This is a genomic window from Bianquea renquensis, from assembly GCF_014384895.1.
Lineage (GTDB): Bacteria > Bacillota > Clostridia > Lachnospirales > Bianqueaceae > Bianquea > Bianquea renquensis.
This window is the reverse complement of sequence record NZ_JACRSQ010000017.1, coordinates 23,841-44,084: the sequence shown is the minus strand read 5'-3', so window position 1 is coordinate 44,084 and position 20,244 is coordinate 23,841. Positions and strand designations below refer to the sequence as shown.

24 protein-coding genes and 1 pseudogene are annotated in these 20,244 nt (G+C 46.1%); 18 read left to right on the top strand and 7 right to left on the bottom strand.

The genetic code is table 11. The features are described from left to right. Positions 1 to 5: 5 nt before the first annotated feature. The 3 genes from H8730_RS11605 to H8730_RS11595 form a co-directional block, all read right to left on the bottom strand. Positions 6 to 770, bottom strand: coding sequence for a class I SAM-dependent methyltransferase (locus H8730_RS11605; protein ID WP_230197147.1), 765 nt, complete (start codon positions 768 to 770; stop codon positions 6 to 8). 63 nt (positions 771 to 833) lie between these two features. Beyond that, entirely contained in the window at positions 834 to 1,379 is a 546-nt protein-coding gene (locus tag H8730_RS11600; protein WP_007215980.1) for a P-loop nucleotide/nucleoside kinase family protein, read from the bottom strand. 261 nt (positions 1,380 to 1,640) lie between these two features. Continuing rightward, positions 1,641 to 2,441, bottom strand: a complete 801-nt coding sequence (locus H8730_RS11595; protein ID WP_007834095.1) for a helix-turn-helix domain-containing protein — start codon at positions 2,439 to 2,441, stop codon at positions 1,641 to 1,643. Between the two features lie 223 nt (positions 2,442 to 2,664). On the opposite strand from H8730_RS11595, the gene H8730_RS11590 reads away from it, so the two are divergent. The 7 genes from H8730_RS11590 to H8730_RS11560 all read left to right on the top strand — a co-directional run bounded on the left by H8730_RS11590 (position 2,665) and on the right by H8730_RS11560 (position 7,832). Continuing rightward, on the top strand, positions 2,665 to 2,922 hold the full coding sequence (locus H8730_RS11590; protein WP_025482056.1) for a hypothetical protein: 258 nt from the start codon (positions 2,665 to 2,667) through the stop codon (positions 2,920 to 2,922). Then, on the top strand, positions 2,912 to 3,325 hold the full coding sequence (locus tag H8730_RS11585) for a cysteine-rich VLP domain-containing protein (RefSeq protein WP_007215983.1): 414 nt from the start codon (positions 2,912 to 2,914) through the stop codon (positions 3,323 to 3,325). The genes H8730_RS11590 and H8730_RS11585 overlap by 11 nt, the downstream gene beginning before the upstream one ends. Positions 3,326 to 3,435: 110 nt before the next feature. Beyond that, entirely contained in the window at positions 3,436 to 3,831 is a 396-nt protein-coding gene (locus H8730_RS11580) for a replication initiator protein A (RefSeq protein ID WP_007215984.1), read from the top strand. A 183-nt stretch (positions 3,832 to 4,014) separates the two neighbouring features. Next, positions 4,015 to 4,959 carry a MobV family relaxase gene (mobV, locus tag H8730_RS11575; RefSeq protein ID WP_007215985.1) on the top strand — a complete coding sequence of 315 codons (945 nt, stop codon included), beginning with the start codon at positions 4,015 to 4,017 and terminating at the stop codon, positions 4,957 to 4,959. Continuing rightward, positions 4,943 to 5,158 (top strand): hypothetical protein, encoded by a 216-nt coding sequence (locus H8730_RS11570; RefSeq protein ID WP_007215986.1) that lies wholly within the window; start codon positions 4,943 to 4,945, stop codon positions 5,156 to 5,158. The genes mobV and H8730_RS11570 overlap by 17 nt, the downstream gene beginning before the upstream one ends. A 90-nt stretch (positions 5,159 to 5,248) precedes the next feature. Then, entirely contained in the window at positions 5,249 to 6,760 is a 1,512-nt protein-coding gene (locus H8730_RS11565; RefSeq protein ID WP_007215987.1) for a recombinase family protein, read from the top strand. Between the two features lie 76 nt (positions 6,761 to 6,836). Further along, the gene (locus H8730_RS11560; protein WP_249289851.1) at positions 6,837 to 7,832 is read left to right on the top strand and encodes an ArsR/SmtB family transcription factor; all 996 of its coding nucleotides are present in this window, start codon (positions 6,837 to 6,839) and stop codon (positions 7,830 to 7,832) included. Positions 7,833 to 8,454: 622 nt separating this feature from the next. Here H8730_RS11560 and H8730_RS11555 read toward each other — a convergent pair. Further along, a complete protein-coding gene (locus H8730_RS11555; protein ID WP_177718583.1) occupies positions 8,455 to 9,795 on the bottom strand; it encodes an Ig-like domain-containing protein in 1,341 nt (446 codons plus the stop codon). Positions 9,796 to 9,963: 168 nt separating this feature from the next. Here H8730_RS11555 and H8730_RS11550 point away from each other — a divergent pair, with 168 nt between their 5' ends. Next, the gene (locus tag H8730_RS11550) at positions 9,964 to 11,646 is read left to right on the top strand and encodes an exo-alpha-sialidase (RefSeq protein ID WP_177718581.1); all 1,683 of its coding nucleotides are present in this window, start codon (positions 9,964 to 9,966) and stop codon (positions 11,644 to 11,646) included. A 174-nt stretch (positions 11,647 to 11,820) separates the two neighbouring features. Here the strand turns inward: H8730_RS11550 and H8730_RS11545 are convergent, their stop codons facing one another. Together H8730_RS11545 and H8730_RS11540 are read right to left on the bottom strand one after the other, a co-directional pair. Next, entirely contained in the window at positions 11,821 to 12,990 is a 1,170-nt protein-coding gene (locus H8730_RS11545; protein WP_346726579.1) for a recombinase family protein, read from the bottom strand. A gap of 62 nt (positions 12,991 to 13,052) precedes the next feature. Then, the gene (locus tag H8730_RS11540; RefSeq protein ID WP_177718579.1) at positions 13,053 to 13,253 is read right to left on the bottom strand and encodes a hypothetical protein; all 201 of its coding nucleotides are present in this window, start codon (positions 13,251 to 13,253) and stop codon (positions 13,053 to 13,055) included. A gap of 469 nt (positions 13,254 to 13,722) precedes the next feature. Between H8730_RS11540 and H8730_RS11535 the strand changes: the two genes are divergently transcribed. The 9 genes and pseudogenes from H8730_RS11535 (at position 13,723) to H8730_RS11495 (ending at position 17,600) form a co-directional block, all read left to right on the top strand. Then, positions 13,723 to 13,902: a hypothetical protein gene (locus tag H8730_RS11535; protein ID WP_177718563.1), complete on the top strand. Its 180-nt coding sequence runs from the start codon at positions 13,723 to 13,725 to the stop codon at positions 13,900 to 13,902. Positions 13,903 to 13,971: 69 nt separating this feature from the next. Continuing rightward, the gene (locus H8730_RS18080; protein WP_249289850.1) at positions 13,972 to 14,124 is read left to right on the top strand and encodes a helix-turn-helix transcriptional regulator; all 153 of its coding nucleotides are present in this window, start codon (positions 13,972 to 13,974) and stop codon (positions 14,122 to 14,124) included. Between the two features lie 45 nt (positions 14,125 to 14,169). Continuing rightward, positions 14,170 to 14,517 (top strand): hypothetical protein, encoded by a 348-nt coding sequence (locus H8730_RS11525; RefSeq protein WP_249289849.1) that lies wholly within the window; start codon positions 14,170 to 14,172, stop codon positions 14,515 to 14,517. Further along, entirely contained in the window at positions 14,495 to 14,716 is a 222-nt protein-coding gene (locus H8730_RS11520; protein WP_346726578.1) for an RNA polymerase sigma factor, read from the top strand. Before H8730_RS11525 ends, H8730_RS11520 begins: the two co-directional genes overlap by 23 nt. Then, positions 14,706 to 14,837, top strand: a pseudogene (locus H8730_RS11515) (helix-turn-helix domain-containing protein); the annotation flags it as partial. The gene H8730_RS11520 and the pseudogene H8730_RS11515, both read left to right, overlap by 11 nt. Before the next feature lie 295 nt (positions 14,838 to 15,132). Then, entirely contained in the window at positions 15,133 to 15,240 is a 108-nt protein-coding gene (locus tag H8730_RS11510; RefSeq protein ID WP_177718577.1) for a TnpV protein, read from the top strand. 227 nt (positions 15,241 to 15,467) lie between these two features. After that, a complete protein-coding gene (locus H8730_RS11505) occupies positions 15,468 to 16,286 on the top strand; it encodes a methyltransferase domain-containing protein (protein WP_177718575.1) in 819 nt (272 codons plus the stop codon). Between the two features lie 11 nt (positions 16,287 to 16,297). Next, the gene (locus H8730_RS11500; protein ID WP_177718573.1) at positions 16,298 to 16,801 is read left to right on the top strand and encodes a hypothetical protein; all 504 of its coding nucleotides are present in this window, start codon (positions 16,298 to 16,300) and stop codon (positions 16,799 to 16,801) included. Between the two features lie 19 nt (positions 16,802 to 16,820). Next, positions 16,821 to 17,600: a hypothetical protein gene (locus H8730_RS11495; protein WP_177718571.1), complete on the top strand. Its 780-nt coding sequence runs from the start codon at positions 16,821 to 16,823 to the stop codon at positions 17,598 to 17,600. 101 nt (positions 17,601 to 17,701) lie between these two features. Here H8730_RS11495 and H8730_RS11490 read toward each other — a convergent pair whose 3' ends face one another. Continuing rightward, a complete protein-coding gene (locus H8730_RS11490; RefSeq protein WP_177718569.1) occupies positions 17,702 to 19,084 on the bottom strand; it encodes a PHP domain-containing protein in 1,383 nt (460 codons plus the stop codon). Between the two features lie 239 nt (positions 19,085 to 19,323). Between H8730_RS11490 and H8730_RS11485 the strand changes: the two genes are divergently transcribed. Further along, on the top strand, positions 19,324 to 20,106 hold the full coding sequence (locus tag H8730_RS11485) for a DeoR/GlpR family DNA-binding transcription regulator (protein ID WP_177718567.1): 783 nt from the start codon (positions 19,324 to 19,326) through the stop codon (positions 20,104 to 20,106). Positions 20,107 to 20,244 lie beyond the last annotated feature (138 nt).

Below are 20,244 nucleotides of genomic sequence, written 5' to 3'. Positions count from 1 at the left end.
AGATATTATTTTTTCGCTATCGCCTTTACAAGTAACATCATCGGGCGGCGAAGTTCATCTTCCATACCCGGAATATCCATCATCTCTTTAGGCGGTTCTGCTTCCTCTACAACTTTAAGCTCAAACCCATTGTTCAGCAATCCCATTATAATCTGTGTAAGTGTGTGATGTTGTTTTACTACATCACATCCTAAAAAATGTGTATTTCGTTCTCCTGTTATAAAGTAATTATCAATCGCCCAATATTGCGGTTTCCCATCATCTGTATAAATCCAATCCTGCCCAACTCCTGCGGTAAAAACAGGGTGTTCGATATTAAAAAGAAAAATTCCACCTGGTTTTAATGTCCTATACACTTTTTGAAATATTTCCACTATGTCCTCTATATAGTGCAGAGCTAAATTAGATATAACACAATCCCATTCATTTTCTGGATAGTCATATTCCTCTAATCCGCTAATACGATATTCAATTTGATTTCCTGAATTGCGCTTTTGGGCTTCCTCAATCATTTTCTTACTTAAATCGATCCCTAATATTTTTGTAGCTCCTTGTTCTTCTGCGAACTTGCAGTGCCAGCCATATCCGCACCCCAAGTCAAGAACAGATTTTCCTTCTAACGAAGGAAACAAAGGTTTTAATTGATGCCATTCACCAGCAGCTTTTAACCCCTCTTTACTGCGGGACATCTTTGCATATTCTTCAAAAAACTTCTCATTATCGTATTCATTATTCATAACCTTAACATCTCCTATTTTATCCTTCGGCACCGCCGCCTCCAGGCGGCTCCCCAACTTCATCTGCTCGATAAATGGGAATTGCACCAAAACAATCTAAGACAACAATGCTGCCCTACTTGCGATTTTTTCTTGTACTGCGGAAACAGTTTCTTGAATGGAATAATTGGTCGTATCTACAACATTCGATTCATATATTCCCAGATTGCAAAATTGCTCCCACATTGTTTCTACCAATTCGATATTTGTTTTTCGGTCTAACTTTGAGCGTTCAACAGCCCGCTTTAAGGTTTCTTCCTTACTTGCCCTTAAAATAATATAATGCACCTCATAATGTTCCCGAACAAGAGCTTTCCATGGCTCCAAAAACCATGGCCCGACAATCCCATCTACAATTACATCATATCCGCCACGAGCATATCGCTTTGCAGCTTCTAAAAAGGCTTCAATGACAACCAGATTTTGCTCGTTGGATTCTGGCAAATGTGGTGGTATTGCGCCTTTGCTTAAGTAATGAAAAAAGTCATCGGTGTGCATATGCACTGATTTATCCATATCTGATTCCTTTGCGACAATTGACGCAGTTGTTGTTTTTCCTGTCCCCGGTGAGCCTGTAATCACAATAATTCTTCCTTGATTCATCTATATTTTACCTCCACAAATTTTGATTTGTTGATAACTCATTATATCATAATTCTTTCGGTACGTCAGCACGAAAATAAGTATGTGGTTTTTCGTAAAGTGGTCTTGTCAAATAGAAGCGGGGAGCCGGCTGTGAAGTGGAGTCCCATGGTTCCCTTATAGTCATAAGTTCGTTCTTTTCATTCATTGTAAACAGTGCTTCTACATGAAGCTGCATATAGTACGAGTTGCTTTTTCCCATTTTCTAATATTCTCCTACATTTATTTCTCTGCCTGTTCAATCATTTTCTTTACTAACCGCTGAAACAGGTCGGCGGTTTCCTCGTCCATCGGCGCAAGCTGTCCAATCTGTCCGGCTATCATCGCCGTTACATCGTCAATGGAAAGCGGTTTTTGTTTCTGTTCCGCCAGTGCGTCCCGCATGGCTTGGAACATAGCGGCGGTCACAGCTTCTCCCGGCTGTTCCCCGTTGTCTATGTCTTTCTTAATGTCCCGCAGGATAGCCAGGAACACATTTTTGATTTTTTCAATCTCCGCTTCATGTTCCCCCATCTTTTGGGCGTTCAAAAGCTGTAAATCCTGCTTCGCTTCTGCCCGGTGTTCCGGGTGTTCTTTCATCAGGTCGGACAGGGAAGCCGTTGCCATCTCGATAAGCTGGTTTCTTGCTGTTATGCCCTTTGCCGCCGTATCCTGAAAATAAATCCGTATCAAATCTATCAGCTTGGGAAAATTCCTGTGTTCCAACAGACGGTTGAGGATTTGCACATCAACAGCACCCGTCACAAGCCCCCTCACGGCCCCCTCTGACAAGCCTAATTCAGAAATATCGTAACTTTTACGGACGCTCACGGTAGACAAGCCCAGTATGTAGTCTGTCGATACCTTAAATTCCTTTGCCACACCTATGAGAATATCACTGCTTACCGTTCTTGTTTCGCCGCTGACAATGCGGCTCAATTGGGAAGCGGAAACGCCTATCTTCTCCGCAAGTTCCTTTTGTGTGATGTGGTTCCCGTTGCATAAATCGGAAATCCGCTGTCCGGGTGTTCCGGGTAAAGCCATAGACACGCACCTCCTCCGCATACTTCCATTATACAAGATAATTGCAAAAATGCAATTTCCAAAGTGTAAACTTCATCAAAATGCAATTCTCGCAAAAAGCCGGGATTTGCATTTTTTTCGTGTAGACTTAGGGTAGTTCATCGATGGACAGCACCTTGAAAACAGAATGACCGTCCGAAAAGAGAATACCACGGCTGGGGAAGCACCGCCAGGAGCCGGACTTTTGGACACTTTGTCCAGAGGTCACTTCGGGACAAAACGTCCCGAAGCTGCGGGGAGCGTGCCAACGCCGGAATACGCCGCTATTGTCGGGGCCCCCGCAAAGCCGCATGGCTTTGTGGGGAGAGGAGGAGCAGCGGAGCGAGTGAGTTTTGCCGCTTGCGGCGAAACGAGCGATACGCAGCTTGCGACGACGAGGCAGGAAACCTTTTCGGGGAGAACGGCAATGGAAAGCAAAATGGAGGGAACGCATGAGAGATAACCCCTATAAAGACTTGCCGCCGCTGGAACGCAGGCCGGACGGTTCCCTTTACCGCATGACACCGGCGCAGAAGAAACAGGCGGCCAGCCTGATACGCCGGGAGTGCTGTTGCTGTGAGGACGGCAACTGCATTGTCCTTGACGATGGGGACGCCTGCACCTGCCCGCAGACGGTTTCTTTCTCGGTCTGCTGTAAGTGGTTCCGCTGGGCGGTCTTGCCGCTGGACGGGACGCTGAAAGCGGAGATTTTCCGGGATAAGGACATGAAACGCTGTGCGGTTTGCGGCGGCGTGTTCGTCCCCAAATCCAACCGGGCTAAATACTGCCCGGACTGCGCCGCCAGAGTTCACAGGCGGCAGAAAACAGAAAGTGAACGGAAAAGGAGGTCTGCTGTGGACAGTTAGGAGCGGAAAAGCCTTGATTTATAAGGCTTCGCAGGCCCCAAACCGGGGCAGGTGGTATAAAGTATCGCCCGCCCCGGAAAACGGGCTTCTAACCGTCCACAAAACACGATATGACAAACACGATTTACATTCACCAGCCGGAACAGGCGTTCAGCTTCACCCGGCTCCCGAATTTTCTCTTTGAAGCCCCTACATTCAAGCCCCTGTCCAACGAGGCAAAGGTGTTGTACGCCTTTATCCTGCGCCGGACAGAGTTATCCCGCAAGAATGGGTGGGCGGACGAGTACGGGCGGATTTACCTGTACTATCCCATCTGCGAGGTAGTTGACCTGCTCCGCTGTGGGCGGCAGAAAGCGGTAAATACCATGCGGGAACTGCAATATGCCGGACTGGTGGAGATCCAGAAGCAGGGCTGTGGAAAACCCAACCGCATTTTCCCAAAATCCTATGAAGCGGTTCCGAACACCGACTTCAAGAAATCCCGTTCTGGTACGCCGGAGGGCTGAAAACCGTACCCATGAAGTACGGAAATCACTCCTGAGAAGTACGAAAACCGGACGGTATATAGAAATACAAAGATTAAAAAGATTGATTTATATTCTATCCATTCCAATCCTATCCGAGCTATTTTCTGCGGGATTTTCCCTGTGGAAAACCCCGGATAGGAAAGGAATGGGGAAAGGAGCAGAATGGCACAGCACGCAATTTTGCGTTTTGAGAAGCACAAGGGCAACCCGGCAAGGCCGCTGGAAGCCCATCACGAACGGCAGAAAGACCAATACGCCAGCAACCCTGATATTGACACCAGCCGGAGCAAATACAACTTCCATATCGTCAAGCCGGAGGGACGCTATTACCACTTCATTCAGAGCCGGATTGAGCAGGCCGGGTGCCGAACCCGCAAGGACAGCACACGGTTTGTCGATACGCTGATAACCGCCAGCCCGGAGTTTTTCAAGGGGAAATCCCCAAAGGAGATACAGGCGTTTTTCCAGAGGGCGGCGGATTTCCTCACCCACCGGGTAGGGCGGGAAAATATCGTGTCGGCGGTGGTACACATGGACGAGAAAACGCCCCACCTGCATTTGACCTTTGTTCCGCTGACAAAGGACAACCGCCTGTGCGCTAAGGAGATTATCGGCAACCGGGCAAACCTGACGAAGTGGCAGGATGATTTTCACGCCTACATGGTGGAGAAATATCCCGACTTGGAGCGTGGGGAAAGCGCCAGCAAGACAGGCCGGAAGCATATCCCCACCCGGCTTTTCAAACAGGCGGTTTCCCTCTCCCGGCAGGCAAGAGCCATTGAAGCCACACTGGACGGCATTAACCCGCTGAACGCCGGAAAGAAAAAAGAGGAAGCCCTCTCCATGCTGAAAAAGTGGTTCCCGCAGATGGAGAATTTCTCCGGGCAGTTGAAAAAGTACAAGGTCACAATCAATGACCTGCTGGCAGAAAATGAGAAGCTGGAAGCACGAGCCAGAGCCAGCGAGAGCGGCAAAATCAAAGACCGCATGGAGCGGGCAAAGCTGGAAAGCGAACTGCACGATATGCAAAGGCTGGTTGACCGTATCCCGCCGGATATACTGGCGGAACTGAAACGGCAGCAGCGGCAGTATGGAAAGGAAAGGTGATTTTATAAGTAACAATATCAGATACAAAAAGGAAACAGAAGTCGTGACTTTTCAGGGAAAGGAAATCACGCTGGAAAACCTCTCCCCGGTGTTCACGCCGGAGCAGGAAGCGACCAAACGCCGGGAACTGGAGCAGCAGCTTTATGAGGTGTTCCGCAAATATGCCGATAAGCGGCAGAAAGAGGAAGCCGGGGCATAAATCCCGAAGCCATCGTTGATTTGCGGGGCTGCTGGCGGTATAATAGAACTGTCAGCAGCTCCGTTTCTTTTTAAGAAAAGGAGCGACAAAATGAATAACAGGATAGACGCGATCTATGCAAGGCAATCGGTAGACAAAAAGGACAGCATTTCCATTGAAAGCCAGATTGAGTTTTGCAAATACGAATTGAAAGGCGGGAACTGTAAGGAATACACAGACAAAGGGTACAGCGGCAAGAACACAGACCGCCCGAAGTTTCAGGAACTGGTGCGGGATATTAAGCGGGGCTTGATTGCAAAGGTCATTGTTTACAAACTTGACCGTATCAGCCGTTCCATTCTGGACTTTGCCAACATGATGGAACTGTTCCAGCAGTACGATGTGGAGTTTGTGTCCTCTACGGAGAAGTTTGATACCTCCACCCCGATGGGGCGGGCTATGCTGAATATCTGTATCGTGTTCGCCCAGCTTGAACGGGAAACGATACAGAAGCGGGTGACAGACGCTTACTACTCCCGCAGTCAGCGGGGCTTCAAGATGGGCGGGAAAGCCCCTTACGGCTTCCACACCGAGCCTATCAAAATGGACGGTATCAACACAAAGAAGCTGGTGGTAAACCCGGACGAAGCGGCCAATATCCGGCTGATATTTGAGATGTACGCCCAGCCCACAACCTCTTACGGGGACATTACCCGGTACTTTGCCGAACAGGGGATTTTGTTCTACGGCAAGGAACTGATACGCCCCACACTGGCGCAGATGTTACGCAATCCCGTCTATGTGCAGGCGGACTTGGATGTGTACGAATTTTTCAAAAGCCAGGGTACGGTTATCGTCAATGACGCCGCCGACTTTACGGGGACAAACGGCTGTTATCTGTATCAGGGGCGGGATGTGAAGCCCAGCAAGAAAAACGACTTGAAAGACCAAATGCTGGTGCTGGCTCCCCATGAGGGCATTGTTCCGGCGGATATATGGCTGGCTTGCCGCAAGAAGCTGATGAACAACATGAAAATCCAGTCCGCCCGAAAAGCCACCCACACATGGCTGGCGGGGAAAATCAAGTGCGGGAACTGCGGATATGCGCTTATGAGTATCTTCAATCCGTCCGGCAGGCAATATCTCCGCTGTACGAAACGGCTGGACAATAAAAGCTGTCCGGGCTGTGGGAAAATCATCACTTCCGAACTGGAAGCGGTGGTTTACCAGCAGATGGTGAAGAAGCTGGAAAAGCACAAGACGCTGACGGGCAGGAAGAAAGCGGCAAAGGCCAATCCCAAAATCGCCGCCCTGCAAGTAGAGCTTCTCCATGTGGACAGCGAGATTGAAAAGCTGGTGGACAGTCTGACGGGCGCGAACAATGTCCTGCTCTCCTATGTGAATGTGAAGATAGCGGAACTGGACGGGCGCAAGCAGGAACTTGTGAAGCAGATAGCCGAGCTGACGGTGGAAACCATCAGCCCGGGACAGGTCAACCAGATTTCCGGCTACCTCGACACATGGGACGATGTATCCTTTGACGACAAGCGGCGGGTGGTGGATTTGATGATTACCACCGTTGCCGCCACAAGCGACAGCTTGAACATTACATGGAAAATCTGACGGGCGGTAATCCTCCCGTCAGACCGTTACCCTGTGTAGTCCCTTGTAAACTGTACTTTATTTCAGTAGAAAAAACATGTTTGCACATCCCGTAGGTCTTGATTTCTATCAACAAGCCATTCAATTACCTCATTATGATGCTCTGATATCTTCTAAAAACTGTCCCACTCCTCCAGAATCCCTGTTTCCGTTTTTTCATACTGACGGTCTCCGAAGCAGTGTGGTTACTGCTTACGTCAACAAGCATTGTAATTTGTTTCAACTTAACACGAAAAACTTCTTATCTCTGTTCCTAGATAAATCAAATTTTAAAAAGTTCGCTATCACATATTATTTTGGAAGTTCTTTTAATGAAAAAGAACTCCAAAAACTATGTTTAGCCGAAGGTGAGACAGTCGCAAGGGCTATGTCTATTTTAAGCGAAACTCTTTCTATAAAGTATTTTATTGATATGTTCTATCATTTCAACCAGTTAGTAGATAATATGATAGACCATTTAAAAGAACTTATACCTATAATAACATCTTATCATACTGCCCACAAGACCGAGACTTTGGATATCCTACAGAGATTTATCTCCAAAGAAAATCAATGCCTAATTAGGAAGAGCGTTATAATCCCTGATGAAGAAACTCTTATATCTCTTGACCGGCAAACATTTTCCGTATGTTATCTGAATCAAAGTATCATTAAAAGCACTTCCCAAGGTCGAAAACACTTCTTTGTTCTTGGATGCGATTGGGCTGCCTACGTATCTAATGCTATTGACTATCGACATGTAACCATGAAATCCCTCATGATTTCATTAGGACATCCAACAAAGATTGAGATTATTAACGAACTACGGAAAAGGGAGCTTACAATATCTCAGCTAGCCCGGCGCTTACAATTAGCCCGTACTTCCATTTCACGATACATAGAGGACCTATTAGACGAACTGGTTATAATAAAAGCACGCAAATCTGGGGCGGAAATTTATTATCGACTGAACGCGATCTATTTTCAATATGCCAAAGATACAATCAGCAAATACCTTGACGATACACTCCTTGATATTGATAAGTTATTATGATAAAATGGAGACAAAAATATTGGAGGTGATTACACATGATCTGGTGCAGACCACAAATTCAGTCTATAGAAAGCATAAATTTATTTAACCATATTTTGGCTGCTGGGCGCACCTGTGCGGTTACTGATTATAGATAACAGGATATTGCCTAACAAAATAAGCCCAATGTTTCTCGATATGATTCCTCTTATGTAGGCAGGATAAATACCCCAATCTACTTAAGGGGGATTTTTATGTCTTGCCTATTTAAACAAGCTGTCCTGCCATACCATTCAATTGGCCGAGCATTATTACGCGATTCTTCTTTCTTGTCTCCTGTTCTGACATAAAATGATTGTTCAGAACTTACACTTTTATTTTTAAGAGAAGTTTTTGAAACGTATCCTTAGAAAGATTCCTGAAAATGTTCTTTCATTGACCGCGAGAAGCAGTCCTTTTCTTTTATTCTAAGTCAATGGCACCATCCCCCCTTATGCGTTTTTGTTTTCTGCCTGTCATGCGGTCTCTTGCGAGCAAACGCCGACAGTCATCCAATTGTAGATGGATCTTCTTGCAGACAGCACCACAAAAAACCGATGAGCCTCGATGATTTCTCATGGCCCATCGGTTCTGGTTTTCCTGTTTAAGAGGGTTTTCTCCGACCCCTGCGCTTTTTTAGATAGAGTATACTAATTGTGGCTAGGATAATCCATACCACACCGATGCTGGTCACGGCGACGCCCTTCACCAACCCCCAGTCGATGACTGTGATCGTGATGGAAGCGCTTGTACCATCTGGACCATGAGCGGTCAGTGTTGTCTTCCCCGTTCCGCGGATAACGGGAACGGTATCCTTTATTTCGATGACAGATGATTCTCCCGAGGTCCATGTAACTTCTTTATATGTGCATGTATCAGGTGACAATACGGTCTCCAAAGAAAGAACCGCGTCAACGTCAACATGTCCGCCAAAGACATATTGTTGCGAATGATCATCAATGCTTAATGATTCCGCTGGAATGTGATAAATCGATACAGGAATCTCTCTCACAACATCGTTCCACGTTGTAATCCGAAGAGCCGTTTCTCCTTCTTTCACAGGTTTAAGCGTGCCATTCTCAATCAGAACAATCGATGGATCCAGAGATTCTATCTCGTATGCCTTGTTTGCCGCGTTTACAGGTACAATCTCAACCTGGAGGGCATCTTCCTCTGTGATCTCAATCTGGAACACATCTTTGTTCGTCAGGATGCCTTCGGGACGGACCTCCGTGACAGTCACTGGTATGGAGAGGGTTACATTGCCGTGAGCCGTTATGACGATTTCTGCTTCTCCTGGGGCTATGGCTGTTATGATTCCTTCCTCATCCACTGTCGCGATGGACTCGTCGGACGAACGATATGCCAATTCTTTATATGTAGCTGTATCCGGCACAGCCTTGGCACCTATGGTAAATTCTTGGCCGGCCTGCAAGGACACTGTGTCCTGACTTGCCTGTATTGCCTCTACAGGAATCGCCTTAACCTTAATGGAAAAGGATTGCGAATTGTTGTACGTTTGAATCGTAATCGTCGCCTCGCCCTCCCCCACCGCTTGGAGCCTGTTATCCTGGACCTTGACGACGTCTTCATTGTTGGAACCGATTGCGACCTGCTCTTGATCCGTGAACGTAATGGTATACTCCAGCTCATAGAAGTCGCCCACTTGTAATTCTGCCGGTGCGTTATTGATAGTGATCGTATCCTTCTTTGGTTGGGTCTGGCTTGATGTTGTGGTGCTGTTGTAAGGACAGACTCCGTCGGGGTGCAAGTGGGCCGGATGCCCTCCACAATGATAATGGTAGCCGCCAAGTCCGCTCTTGTTTTGGTTGTCTTTGTGTCCTCCATTTGCATCCGTCCTTCCTGAATGCGCCATCACCTGGCATGGCAGGATTAGTACAGCCATACATAGGATGGCTACCCACAGCCATAGTTTCCTTTTCATTTCTCCACCTCCTATGATAATTACATATTTAGTATATCAATAATTGCCGAAATATTCAATCATTTTTTAACATGTTTCTAGTTTGGCAAAAAATAGCGCAAGATCGTAATTGCATTTCCCAATGGAAATCGCTATACTAGTATTACTTTAGTCAAGGAGGACGTATCATTGCTGCAAACCGACTTTGAAATACTACACCAATATAGCGCCTGCCACCGGCTATGGCAGGGGATCCCCAGTATCGAATGTACAGAGAAGGGCCGCCTTTTCTCTGCTTTCTACAGCGGCGGGACAACTGAGCAGCTCGGAAACTACTGCGTTTTGCTCAAGAGCGATGACGGAGGCGACACCTGGAGCGAGCCTATCGCAGCCGCTGACGCGGGGGGATCCTATCGCTGTTATGATCCCTGTCTATGGATCGATCCTCTGGGGCGCCTCTGGTTTATCTGGGCTGTCATGCCGGACCACGCCGTATGGGCTTCCCTTTGTGATCATCCCGATGCTGATGATCTTCACTGGTCCCCTCCTCGTATCATCGGACATGATGTGATGATGAATAAACCAATCATTGCCTCCACCGGCGAGTGGCTTTTTCCCATGGCCGTATGGGATGAAGGGGTCCTGGTGATCTCGGAATGTCCGACCCCGCAGCAGGAAAGAGGCTCTTTTGTCTATCGGTCTTATGACCAGGGACAAAGCTTTCAAAAAATTGGGGGAGCGGATGTCAAGGAGCGCTCCTTTGATGAACACATGCTTTTGGAAAAATATGATGGCGCTCTATGGATGCTAGTGCGGACCCGATACGGTATCGGACAGAGTTATTCCTACGACGGAGGGTGCACCTGGACACCCGGTGAGGACAGCGGCCTCGGAGGCCCCTGTTCCCGTTTTCAAATTCGAAGGCTCACCTCCGGCAATCTCCTGCTGGTGAACCACCATCACTTCCAGGGCCGCAACAATCTCACAGCCCTGTTATCTCAAGATGACGGGAAGACCTGGGATAGCCATCTACTGCTAGATGAACGGTCCAGTGTTTCCTATCCCGATGTAACAGAACGGGACGGATATCTATATATTACCTATGATCGTGAGCGCGGAGCTGCCTACAACCCCACCATCTCTCCGGAAACTTCGGCCAGAGAAATCCTCTTTGCCAAAATCACAGAGGCCGACATTCTGGCTGGCTCCCTGGTCCACACGGGAAGTTTTCTAAAGAGGATCATCAGCAAACTGGGAGACTACGATGGCCCTGATCCCCGGCTTCAAGAGCTAAACTGCAAGATTCCACGCTACGTCTCGGTCCTTGCGCGGGAAACCTCTGGGGAAGCCATCGTCTCCGCTATCCTCCGGGACTATGGCCGCTGCTGCGTCAATCTGCACCATCAGGATACCGATACTGTAGATGCCTGTATCGCAAAGCTCCTTGAACGCTCCATGGCGGATGATATATATGCCAAATCTGCAACGATTCAACAGTTGATCACCATCCTGTTGGCTAATGAGAAGGCCCCCTCCGCCCCTGTCGATATGCTGATGGAAGAGGTTTTTGAATACGTTCGGATGCATTTGCCACAGGAGATCACCTTGGATGCCATGGCCTCCGCACTTCATATTAGCAAGTTTTATCTGTGCCATATCTTCAAGCGGAAAACTGGAATTACCCTTATGCAGTATGTGTTGAACCGAAGAATCACCACAGCAAAACAGCTACTATCCACGACACGCTACAGTGTCACGGAAATCAGTGTACGGGTTGGCTACAACAGTGCCGCCTATTTTGCAAAATTATTTAAGGATATGACTGGCGTCAGTCCGTCCCAATACCGGGAATCCATGGAACAATCCAAATAAAAAAGCTCGCGTTCCGCGAACTTTGGAAGGTCTTTCAGTTTTTCGATCGGCGGACTTTCCTATAGGATAAATAAGGGGGCCTTGCTCAATGCTAACGCCACATAAGCGCCTGTCCGACTTCCCGCTTCCTGCGCTTCATTTCCTTTTCCGTTTCAGCAGAGCGTTGTTGATACATCATTTCCTTAATGCTATGATGTCATCAAAGAAAAGGGCAGTCACATCGAATATCCTGCTCCATACTATCTGCTTCAACGCTTCCTCGCGGATAAAATGAGCCGTACAGCTTCCCATATTGCTTTTGTATTTTGCACAGCGGTAATGGCCTTGTGAGCCGCCCCAACTTTTGCAAGTGGCAAAATGTAATTTACTCCCACAATCAGCACAATATACCAAGCCGGAAAATAAGCCCTGCCGTTCTGCCTTTGTGGGGCGACGTTTGTTTTCCCTTAATTCCTGCACCCGTTCAAATACAGCGTCCTCGACAATGGCTTCATGGGTATTGAAGAAGGTAGCCTGCTGTTCCTTTGTGGTTGGAATCCGCTTTTTTAACTTGTGGGATTTGGAATAGCTTTTGAAGTTCACCGTATGCCCGCAGTAGTCCATGCGTTCCAAAATACCAACAATAGTACTATCTCTCCAATCATAGGGACTTTCGGGAAATGGATTTCCTTTTTTCTTTGCGTAGTAGGCTTTGGCAGTTAGTACCTTATCTTCTTTGAGGATTTTCGCTATCTGCATAGGTCCTTTTCCGGCGATACATAAATCAAAAATCCGTTTCACCACAGCGGCGGCTTCTTCGTCAACAATCCATTGCTTCTTGTCGGTAGGGCTTACCATGTAGCCGTAAGGCGGCTTTGTCAGATGTTCCCCCGCCTGTCCTTGCGCCCGCTTAATTGCCCGTACCTTTTTGCTTGTGTCTTTGGCGTAAAAATCGTTAAACAGGTTGCGGAACGGGGTAAAATCGTTATCCCCCTTTGCGCTATCAACACCGTCATTGATTGCGATATATCTAACATCGCGCTCCACGAAAAAGATTTCCGTATAGTAGCCGACTTTCAGATAATCACGTCCCAACCTTGACATGTCTTTGACAATGACCGTCGCCACGTTTCCGGCTTCAAGCTCTGCAATCATACGGTTAAAATTCGGTCTGTCAAACGTCACACCCGATACACCGTCATCAATGAAGAAAACGGGATTGGAAAATCCGTTGTTCGCCGCATATTTGGAGAGGACTGCTTTCCGGTTCACAATGCTGTTGCTGTCGCCCTCTAACGTATCTTCCTGCGAAAGACGGGCGTATAATGCTGTTATCTGTCCGGGCTTATATGCATTTGCTGTCATGTGTTCATTCCTCCTGCAATGAACGCCCGACAAACAGAAGTGCTAATCCTATTATAGCGTACTTATCCCTGTTTGTCACAGGGCGGTTTGACGGTTTCTGCTTTTATGAGCCGTACCATCTTGTCGCGGAGCCGTTCCGAGCCGCCACAGGAGGTAGACACTTCATAGTATGTGCCGCCGATTTTGTAGCAGACGGTTTCCTCTGTCGGCTTCCCTTTTTTTGGTAGAAAGCTACTATCCTTGATTTCCAGTTCCCATTCCATTCTTTTCCCTTCCTTTCCGTATTTGTTAAAGTGAGAAGTTTCGGAGCAAGCATAGGAAACGGGTATCCATTTCCGTAAATCTGCCCGTCCGCGCTATAGCTTGCCGAACAGATTTTGCTTGTTGGGAAGTGTCCTAAACCCTCTGAAAAGCCCTCTCACTACCTACAACACCGCACAGGGCGGTTTTGACGGAGTTTTGAGAGAAATTCTTCAAAAAAAGTTTTCCTTATGTCCTACTACGGGGAAATTTGAAAAATGCCAAACAACAAATTATGTAATTTCAAAATATTTCACTGTCGTTGTAATTATTCAGAAGTCCGTATATAATTATGGCGTGCAAGAAAAGAGATTTCGTGTCATAAAATGGGAACAGCCATATTTTTGCTATTTCCCTCAAAATAAACAGAGGAATGCGACACACTTGCTGTCATATTCCTAATGCTAAAATACACACAAGGAGGATATGAATATGTCGTTTACAGAAATATGTATTTATCAAGTCAAGCCGCAAAAGGTGGAGGAATTTGAAGCACTAATGCTTGAAGCTAAAAGCCTTTTGGAAAAACAGGAGGGATTGACTCTGCTCCGGCTTGTCAAAAGAGGGTATCACATAGACATGGAACAAATTAAAGAGGGGCTTCCAATTTAGATGATAATTTAGACAATCTGAACAGGCTAAGACAGCTTGCCGCTGAATACAAAAAAGAAGAGTGATGATATGCAGATAGACAGACTGATTCAAATTGTGTTTCTCCTGTTAAGGCATGAAAATATAACAGCGAAACAACTGGCAGAAGAACTTTGTGTTTCTACCCGCACAATATACAGGGACATCAATATACTTTCGGTTGCAGGCATACCAATTACGTAACAAAAGGGATATGGCGGAGGGCTGTCCTTATTACAGGGCTTCTCATTGGATAAATCTTATTTCACACAGGAGGAGCAAAACAATATTGTACAGGCGTTGCAGATTTTAAAATCGTCAAATTACCCCGACGCAGACAAATCATTAAACAAGGTTGCCGGACTGTTTAGTCATAATTTACAATCTGAATGGTTGGAAATTGACTTCTCCTATTGGGGCAGTCCCGAAAAAGAACGAAATAACATTACAGCTTTGGAACGTGCGATAATCAACAAATATGTGATTATATTTACTTATTTTAACGCCGAATTGACGGTAACTCATCAGATTGTTGAGCCGTTGAAATTAGTGTTCAAATCGGATATTTCCCGTATTGGGAAAGGAAGTTATCGTTGACAATGAGCGGTTGACAAAAGCGTTATTGAAATTGCCAAAATTGTATCGTGAAGTCCTGTTGCTTTATTACTTTCTTGGTTATCGTGATGAAGCAATCGGCAGACTGTACGGGCGTTGCAGAAGTACCATAAACCACAGAAGAAGTATGGCATTGAAACGGTTGAGAAAAGAATGGGAGAAATTGAAACATGAGGAATAAGAAACTGATACCTTTTGAGGTAATTGAAAAAGCGGTAGCCGGAGAACCGGAAGCGGTAGAAGCAGTATTGCGGCATTATACAGCGCACATCAAATATCTGTCTATGTATAAGGGGCACATTTACTCTCTGTTTTTGGTTGCACTCTGTTTGTCAGCGTTAGTAATAAGTTGTTGTAAATACTTCCTTATCAACGTAAATTCAAAACTTTATGGGCGTTGCAAAGGCGAAAGACAGCGTAGAAGGCAGAAATGCTTTTTATGCTGTCTTTTCTTATACGGAAAAAATCGCACATTCGTCATCTTGAATTTCTCTTGATACAATAAAGGTACAAAGGAGGTCGAGCGTATGCGAAAGCAAAAATATTACTTAGCGATTGATGATTATGAGTACTGCATTATTATCGACAGTCTGAGCAATGACCGAACAACTCAAAGCAGAGAATCAAATACTGTGGGTTGCTCGGATGAATAACATTCGTAGCAGAGCTATAGAAATCGTAAATAATGATGTGATTTACAACTAACCGACAGCGGTGGCAGGGAGATTAATTTTCCTCTGTTGCCGTTTTCTACTGTAACGGTAGAAAAAGTCACAATTATGTAGTATAATTATGAAAACACTGTTTGAAAAACAAATAATGTTTTGAGAGGGTGAATTCTAATTTTAAAAAACGATGTTGTCCAACACTACGACTTACTTATAGATGAAAACAACGATCCAGTACACGATCCTAAGCCGTTACGAGATTATATGGATAAATGGGACGGAAAAGCCTTTATCGACAAAATGGAACTTGATAAAGATAAATCTGTTCTTGAAATCGGTGTGGGAACAGGTCGTCTTGCGGTTCGTGTCGCTCCCTTATGTGGTAAGTTTTATGGTGTTGATATTTCTCCTAAAACCATAGAGCGAGCAAAAGAAAATCTCTCTCAGCAGAACGATGTGAAGTTGCTTTGCGGAGATTTTCTAACACTCGATATTTCTCATTCTTTCGATGTTATATATTCCTCTTTAACCTTTATGCACGTTGAGGAAAAGCAGAAAGCAATAAACAAAGCGGCAGCCTTGCTAAAAGACGGTGGAAAATTCGTTCTGTCAATCGACAAAAACCAAGATGTATTTATCGACACCGGAACGAGAAAAATCACAGTATTTCCTGATACACCTGAGAAAATGAAAACTTATATCGCAAATTCAGGCTTATTCCTAATCGAACACTATGAAACTGAATTTGCACACATCTTTGTAGCCAAGAAAGAGTGTAAATGTTATTGCGGTCACGATTGCTCAAGATGTGTTACATACATTGCAACCCAAACCGATGATGATTCTTTGCGAGAACAGTCACAGAGATTTTATAAAGAACAGTTTGGAATAGATATTCCTTTAGAAAAACTCAACTGTTGGGGTGGTAGAACGGATAAAGTATTTGAACTCTGTCAGGACTGTCCTTTTAGAAAATGTTGTATTGAGCGAAACATCAGCTCTTGCAATCTGTGTCCCGAATATCCTTGCGCTATGCTCAAGGACTATCAAATAAAATATGTAAATAAATGCAACCAAATTTAGGAGGGCTAATTATGGCTGAAATTATTAAGGTATTCAAAGAAAACATTCCTACAATGAGATTTATCGGAAAGAAATACGATAACTTTGGACATTGGGGCGAATGGTGGCAAAACGGATGGTTTGATCTTCTTGAACAAACTATGGGCGGTACAGACAAAATCCTTGCCATTTGGGAAAATGGCGGCGGTTATATTGGCGTTGAAAGACGAGCCGATGGAGAACCTTTTGAATATTACATAGGTATGCTCTCTCCTGAAAACACGCCCGTTCCTGACGGATTCGTCAGCATTGATTTCAAAGATTTGAGTTTGGGAACTTGTTGGATCTACGGAAAAGAGAATGAAGTTCACGATACAAGTGCCTGCAAACAAAAACTTGCAGAGAACGGTATGGAAATATGGCAAGATGAAAATGGTGCAGTTTGGTCGTTTGAGAATTGTTTGTGTCCTCGTTACACCACTCCCGATGAAAATGGGAATGTAATTCTTGATTACTGTTATTTTGTAACCAAGTAAGCAAGGAGGGTTAGTATGAGTGAAACAATATGTGGAATTGATTGTAGTGGATGTAGTTTTAAAGAAAACTGTGGTGGCTGTTCGGCAACAAGCGGGCATCCGTTTGGTAGTACTTGCAGAAAAATACTTTTCTGGCATTGTTCCGGTTAATAGGACTTTTTCTTGTGTTGCAGTTGCATATACAGATGAACAATATCCTGAATTTGATTTCTATGGTAGTGAAGGTATTGATGCAACTTCAATCGGCGGGTATAAATCGGTGTTCGCGTCTAATATTTATGGTAAGCGTATTGATAAACACTTTCATTGTGGACACAACCTATCTCATGATCCCAAGCTCTTAATGGTACTCAGAGCCATTGGAGGAATTGCGGTTGATGAACTGTCCGAAACGGAAAAAGAAATAGCTGCCAAAGCTCTTGAGTACGGCTATCTTCGCAAGAATGGAAATATCATCGAACCCAAAATTATCGTGATTGACAGAAAGAATGTTATGGACTTCTATAATCTTTCTTTTGATTTCAATAATGATATGGGAACGATTGTTGAGCAAATTGCCGCCGAACTTACTGTGTTTATGAGAAGAACAATGGCTGAGGGTGCAGGAACTTCGCAAACACCGCCGCAGACCAAGCGGTCATTGCTATGTAAAGGTCGATATTTACTTTACTGCGGTTGGTATGATAGATATTCCAACCGAACAGGAAATTCTTGCTATGATGGAGGAAATACGGGCAAACCCGCAGGACTTCCGCTTTGTAGTATAAGAAAAAGGATGCGGTGTAACCCATTTTACTGAGTTACACCGTACCCTACATAAAAACTTTCGTATCTGGCGTTGCCAAATAGACGAATTCTCTATTTTGCAAAGGTCCCTTTCACTTTCCCGTCGCCCCACCATCAATAGCCGAAAAACTCCTGAGCATACCGCTCAACGCGCCCGTAGACAAGTCTTAGCATCTCTTCCGCGTCCGGATCGCCCAGGGCATAGTCCTTCATCAGTCGCCCCTGCTCCCAGCACATCTCATCGTGCCGCGGAAAATACGTCTCCATCAGATAGCGGCCATACTTCACCATACGGTACGGCCCATGCAGCCGGTATTGATTCTCCTCCTGATACTCTTCAACTGCAACACTATAGCAATCTTTGATGGCGGCCGTCAGAGATTCGAAGGACGGATCAAAGGCATACACCAGAGTGCTAATGTCATTAAAACACCGAGGCGGCTCCGTCCCGTGAGAATCCGTGGATCCCACCACAGGAATCCTGCACCCCTTAGCCCTTTCCTCGTGATAAAAGGCTGTCTGTAGGTTATTTTCGTGTACTGACAGGCCTCCCAGAAGCTCAAAGGCATCATAAACCTGATTTTTGAGCAGATAGTCGGTCATCACGTCCGGCATATTATACGTATTGTTGTTAATCCAATGGGGATGTACCAAAATAGGCATGCCGCCAAATTCCCTAATTTTCTGCGCCACCCAGATACGCTGCGCCACCTGTAGCGCATCGAAGGAGACGGCCTCCTCCGTCTTAGACAGCGTCTCTGCCATTTTGGCGATTTCTTCATTGCACTCCGTCTGATGGTCCACATAGTATTCATTCACACTGGCCTTTCCACCGAAGTTAACGGCGTGAATATCGCTTGGATAGGGTACGTGAACCTCCTCGCCTGTGAATACGGCAAGCTCTAGAGGAACCTTCTCATACGCTTGGAGCAGCAACCGTGAGGGGTATATTTTATGATGATCCGTCAGCGCCATATAATCATATCCGTACTTTCGATAGTTGGCCGCCACAACGCAGGGATCCTCCTTGCCATCAGAAAAGAAGGAATGCGCATGCTGATCTCCGCGATAGACACGCCTTCCATATAAGTCTGGCAATAGGGAGTAGATGGAAAGCTTCAACACTTCTTTTTTCTCCTGTTCGGCCGTGATAACCAATCCATACTCCTGCTCCCCAGTAAACATGTGCTGAAACTGTAAGGAGCCATCGCGCTCCGGTTTCACCGTCACAGACTCATAGGCTTCCAATCCCCGAGGATCACGGCTCTCCTGCATTGGCAGGAAATAGATCCGATAGCCGGTCTCGGAATCCGGTGCCAAAATCTCCGGCGCGTGTTGGTGAGGGTTACGCCTCTCGCTCCAAGTCAAGCGGTGAAGCTTATCGTCAAATCGCGCGTGCCGGCCCCTGGGAACGATTCGCACCGTGGTTGTCTGACCGCTGAGGACAACCCCCGGCCGCACCTCATAATTCGCTGACTGAAAATTCATTTTTCGCATACTGATCCATCCTCTCTTGGCACGTTCTGGTAGATTAAGGCAAATGATACCACATTTACGGTCTCACGTCAACATAATCACACAGCTATTTGTGGATTTTCACTGGATTCATAAGATAAATTTTAGAAGGCTTTCTCATGACCCTCTGTCCTATTTTATAGCCGGCCGTCTTGACATCCGCGGCGTTATGCTATAAGATAAAAGAAAGAGTTTTCAGAGATAGAGGAGGGTATTCCGCCATGCTTGCAAGTGAACGGCAGCGATTGATCTGTGAAAAACTTCAGCGGGACGGGCAAGTTCTGGTCAGTGAACTGGCTGTGGAATTTCATGTTTCCGACGAGACCATCCGCCGGGATATCAACGCCCTGAATGACGCCAATCGCCTGCGGAAGGTACACGGCGGGGCCATCCCCGTGAAGGACAACCATCCTGAGCCTTCCTACAAAGTGCGGGCCGTGACCAACCGCGATACAAAGCGCAAGCTCGGTGTTTATGCCGCCTCCTTGATTCAGGACAATGACAGTGTGGTCTTCGGCGCCGGCGTGACAACGGACGAGATCCTCTCCGCAATCCGGAATGTGTCCAATGTCACTTTGCTCATCACCTCCGTCTCCGCGCTGACGACTTTACTGCAAAAACAGCTGGACGGACATTTTACTGGGCAGATTATCTTTCTGGGAGGGCAGATCGACCCCGAATACAGCTGTGCCATGGGGACTATGACAAATCAGCTCCTGGAAACATTCTCCGTGGATAAATGTTTTATCAGCGCCACCTCCATCAGCTGCGAGGGCGTCCACCTCTACAATCTTGACGACGGAATCTTTTGCGAAACTGCCATACGGCGATCAGCGCAAGTGTACATTCTGGGTGAGAGCTCAAAATTTGGGAAAAAAACATTGTACAAAATCTGTGATCTGGATGCCGTCCATCACCTAATCACCGACGGCGATATCCCGCTGACCCTCTCAATGAAAAAGGCTCTCTCCCAGGCGGGAATTCAGCTCCACGTGGTGGAATGATCAATCGCCCTATCCGCTTTGGCTGCGGCACCTTTCCTTACAAAATATTTCTTGCAAAACGCGGCGGAATATACTATAATAAGACCATTCAAAGCAACTAAGGAGAGCTACGACAGTACAAAGTCTTCAGAGAGCCGG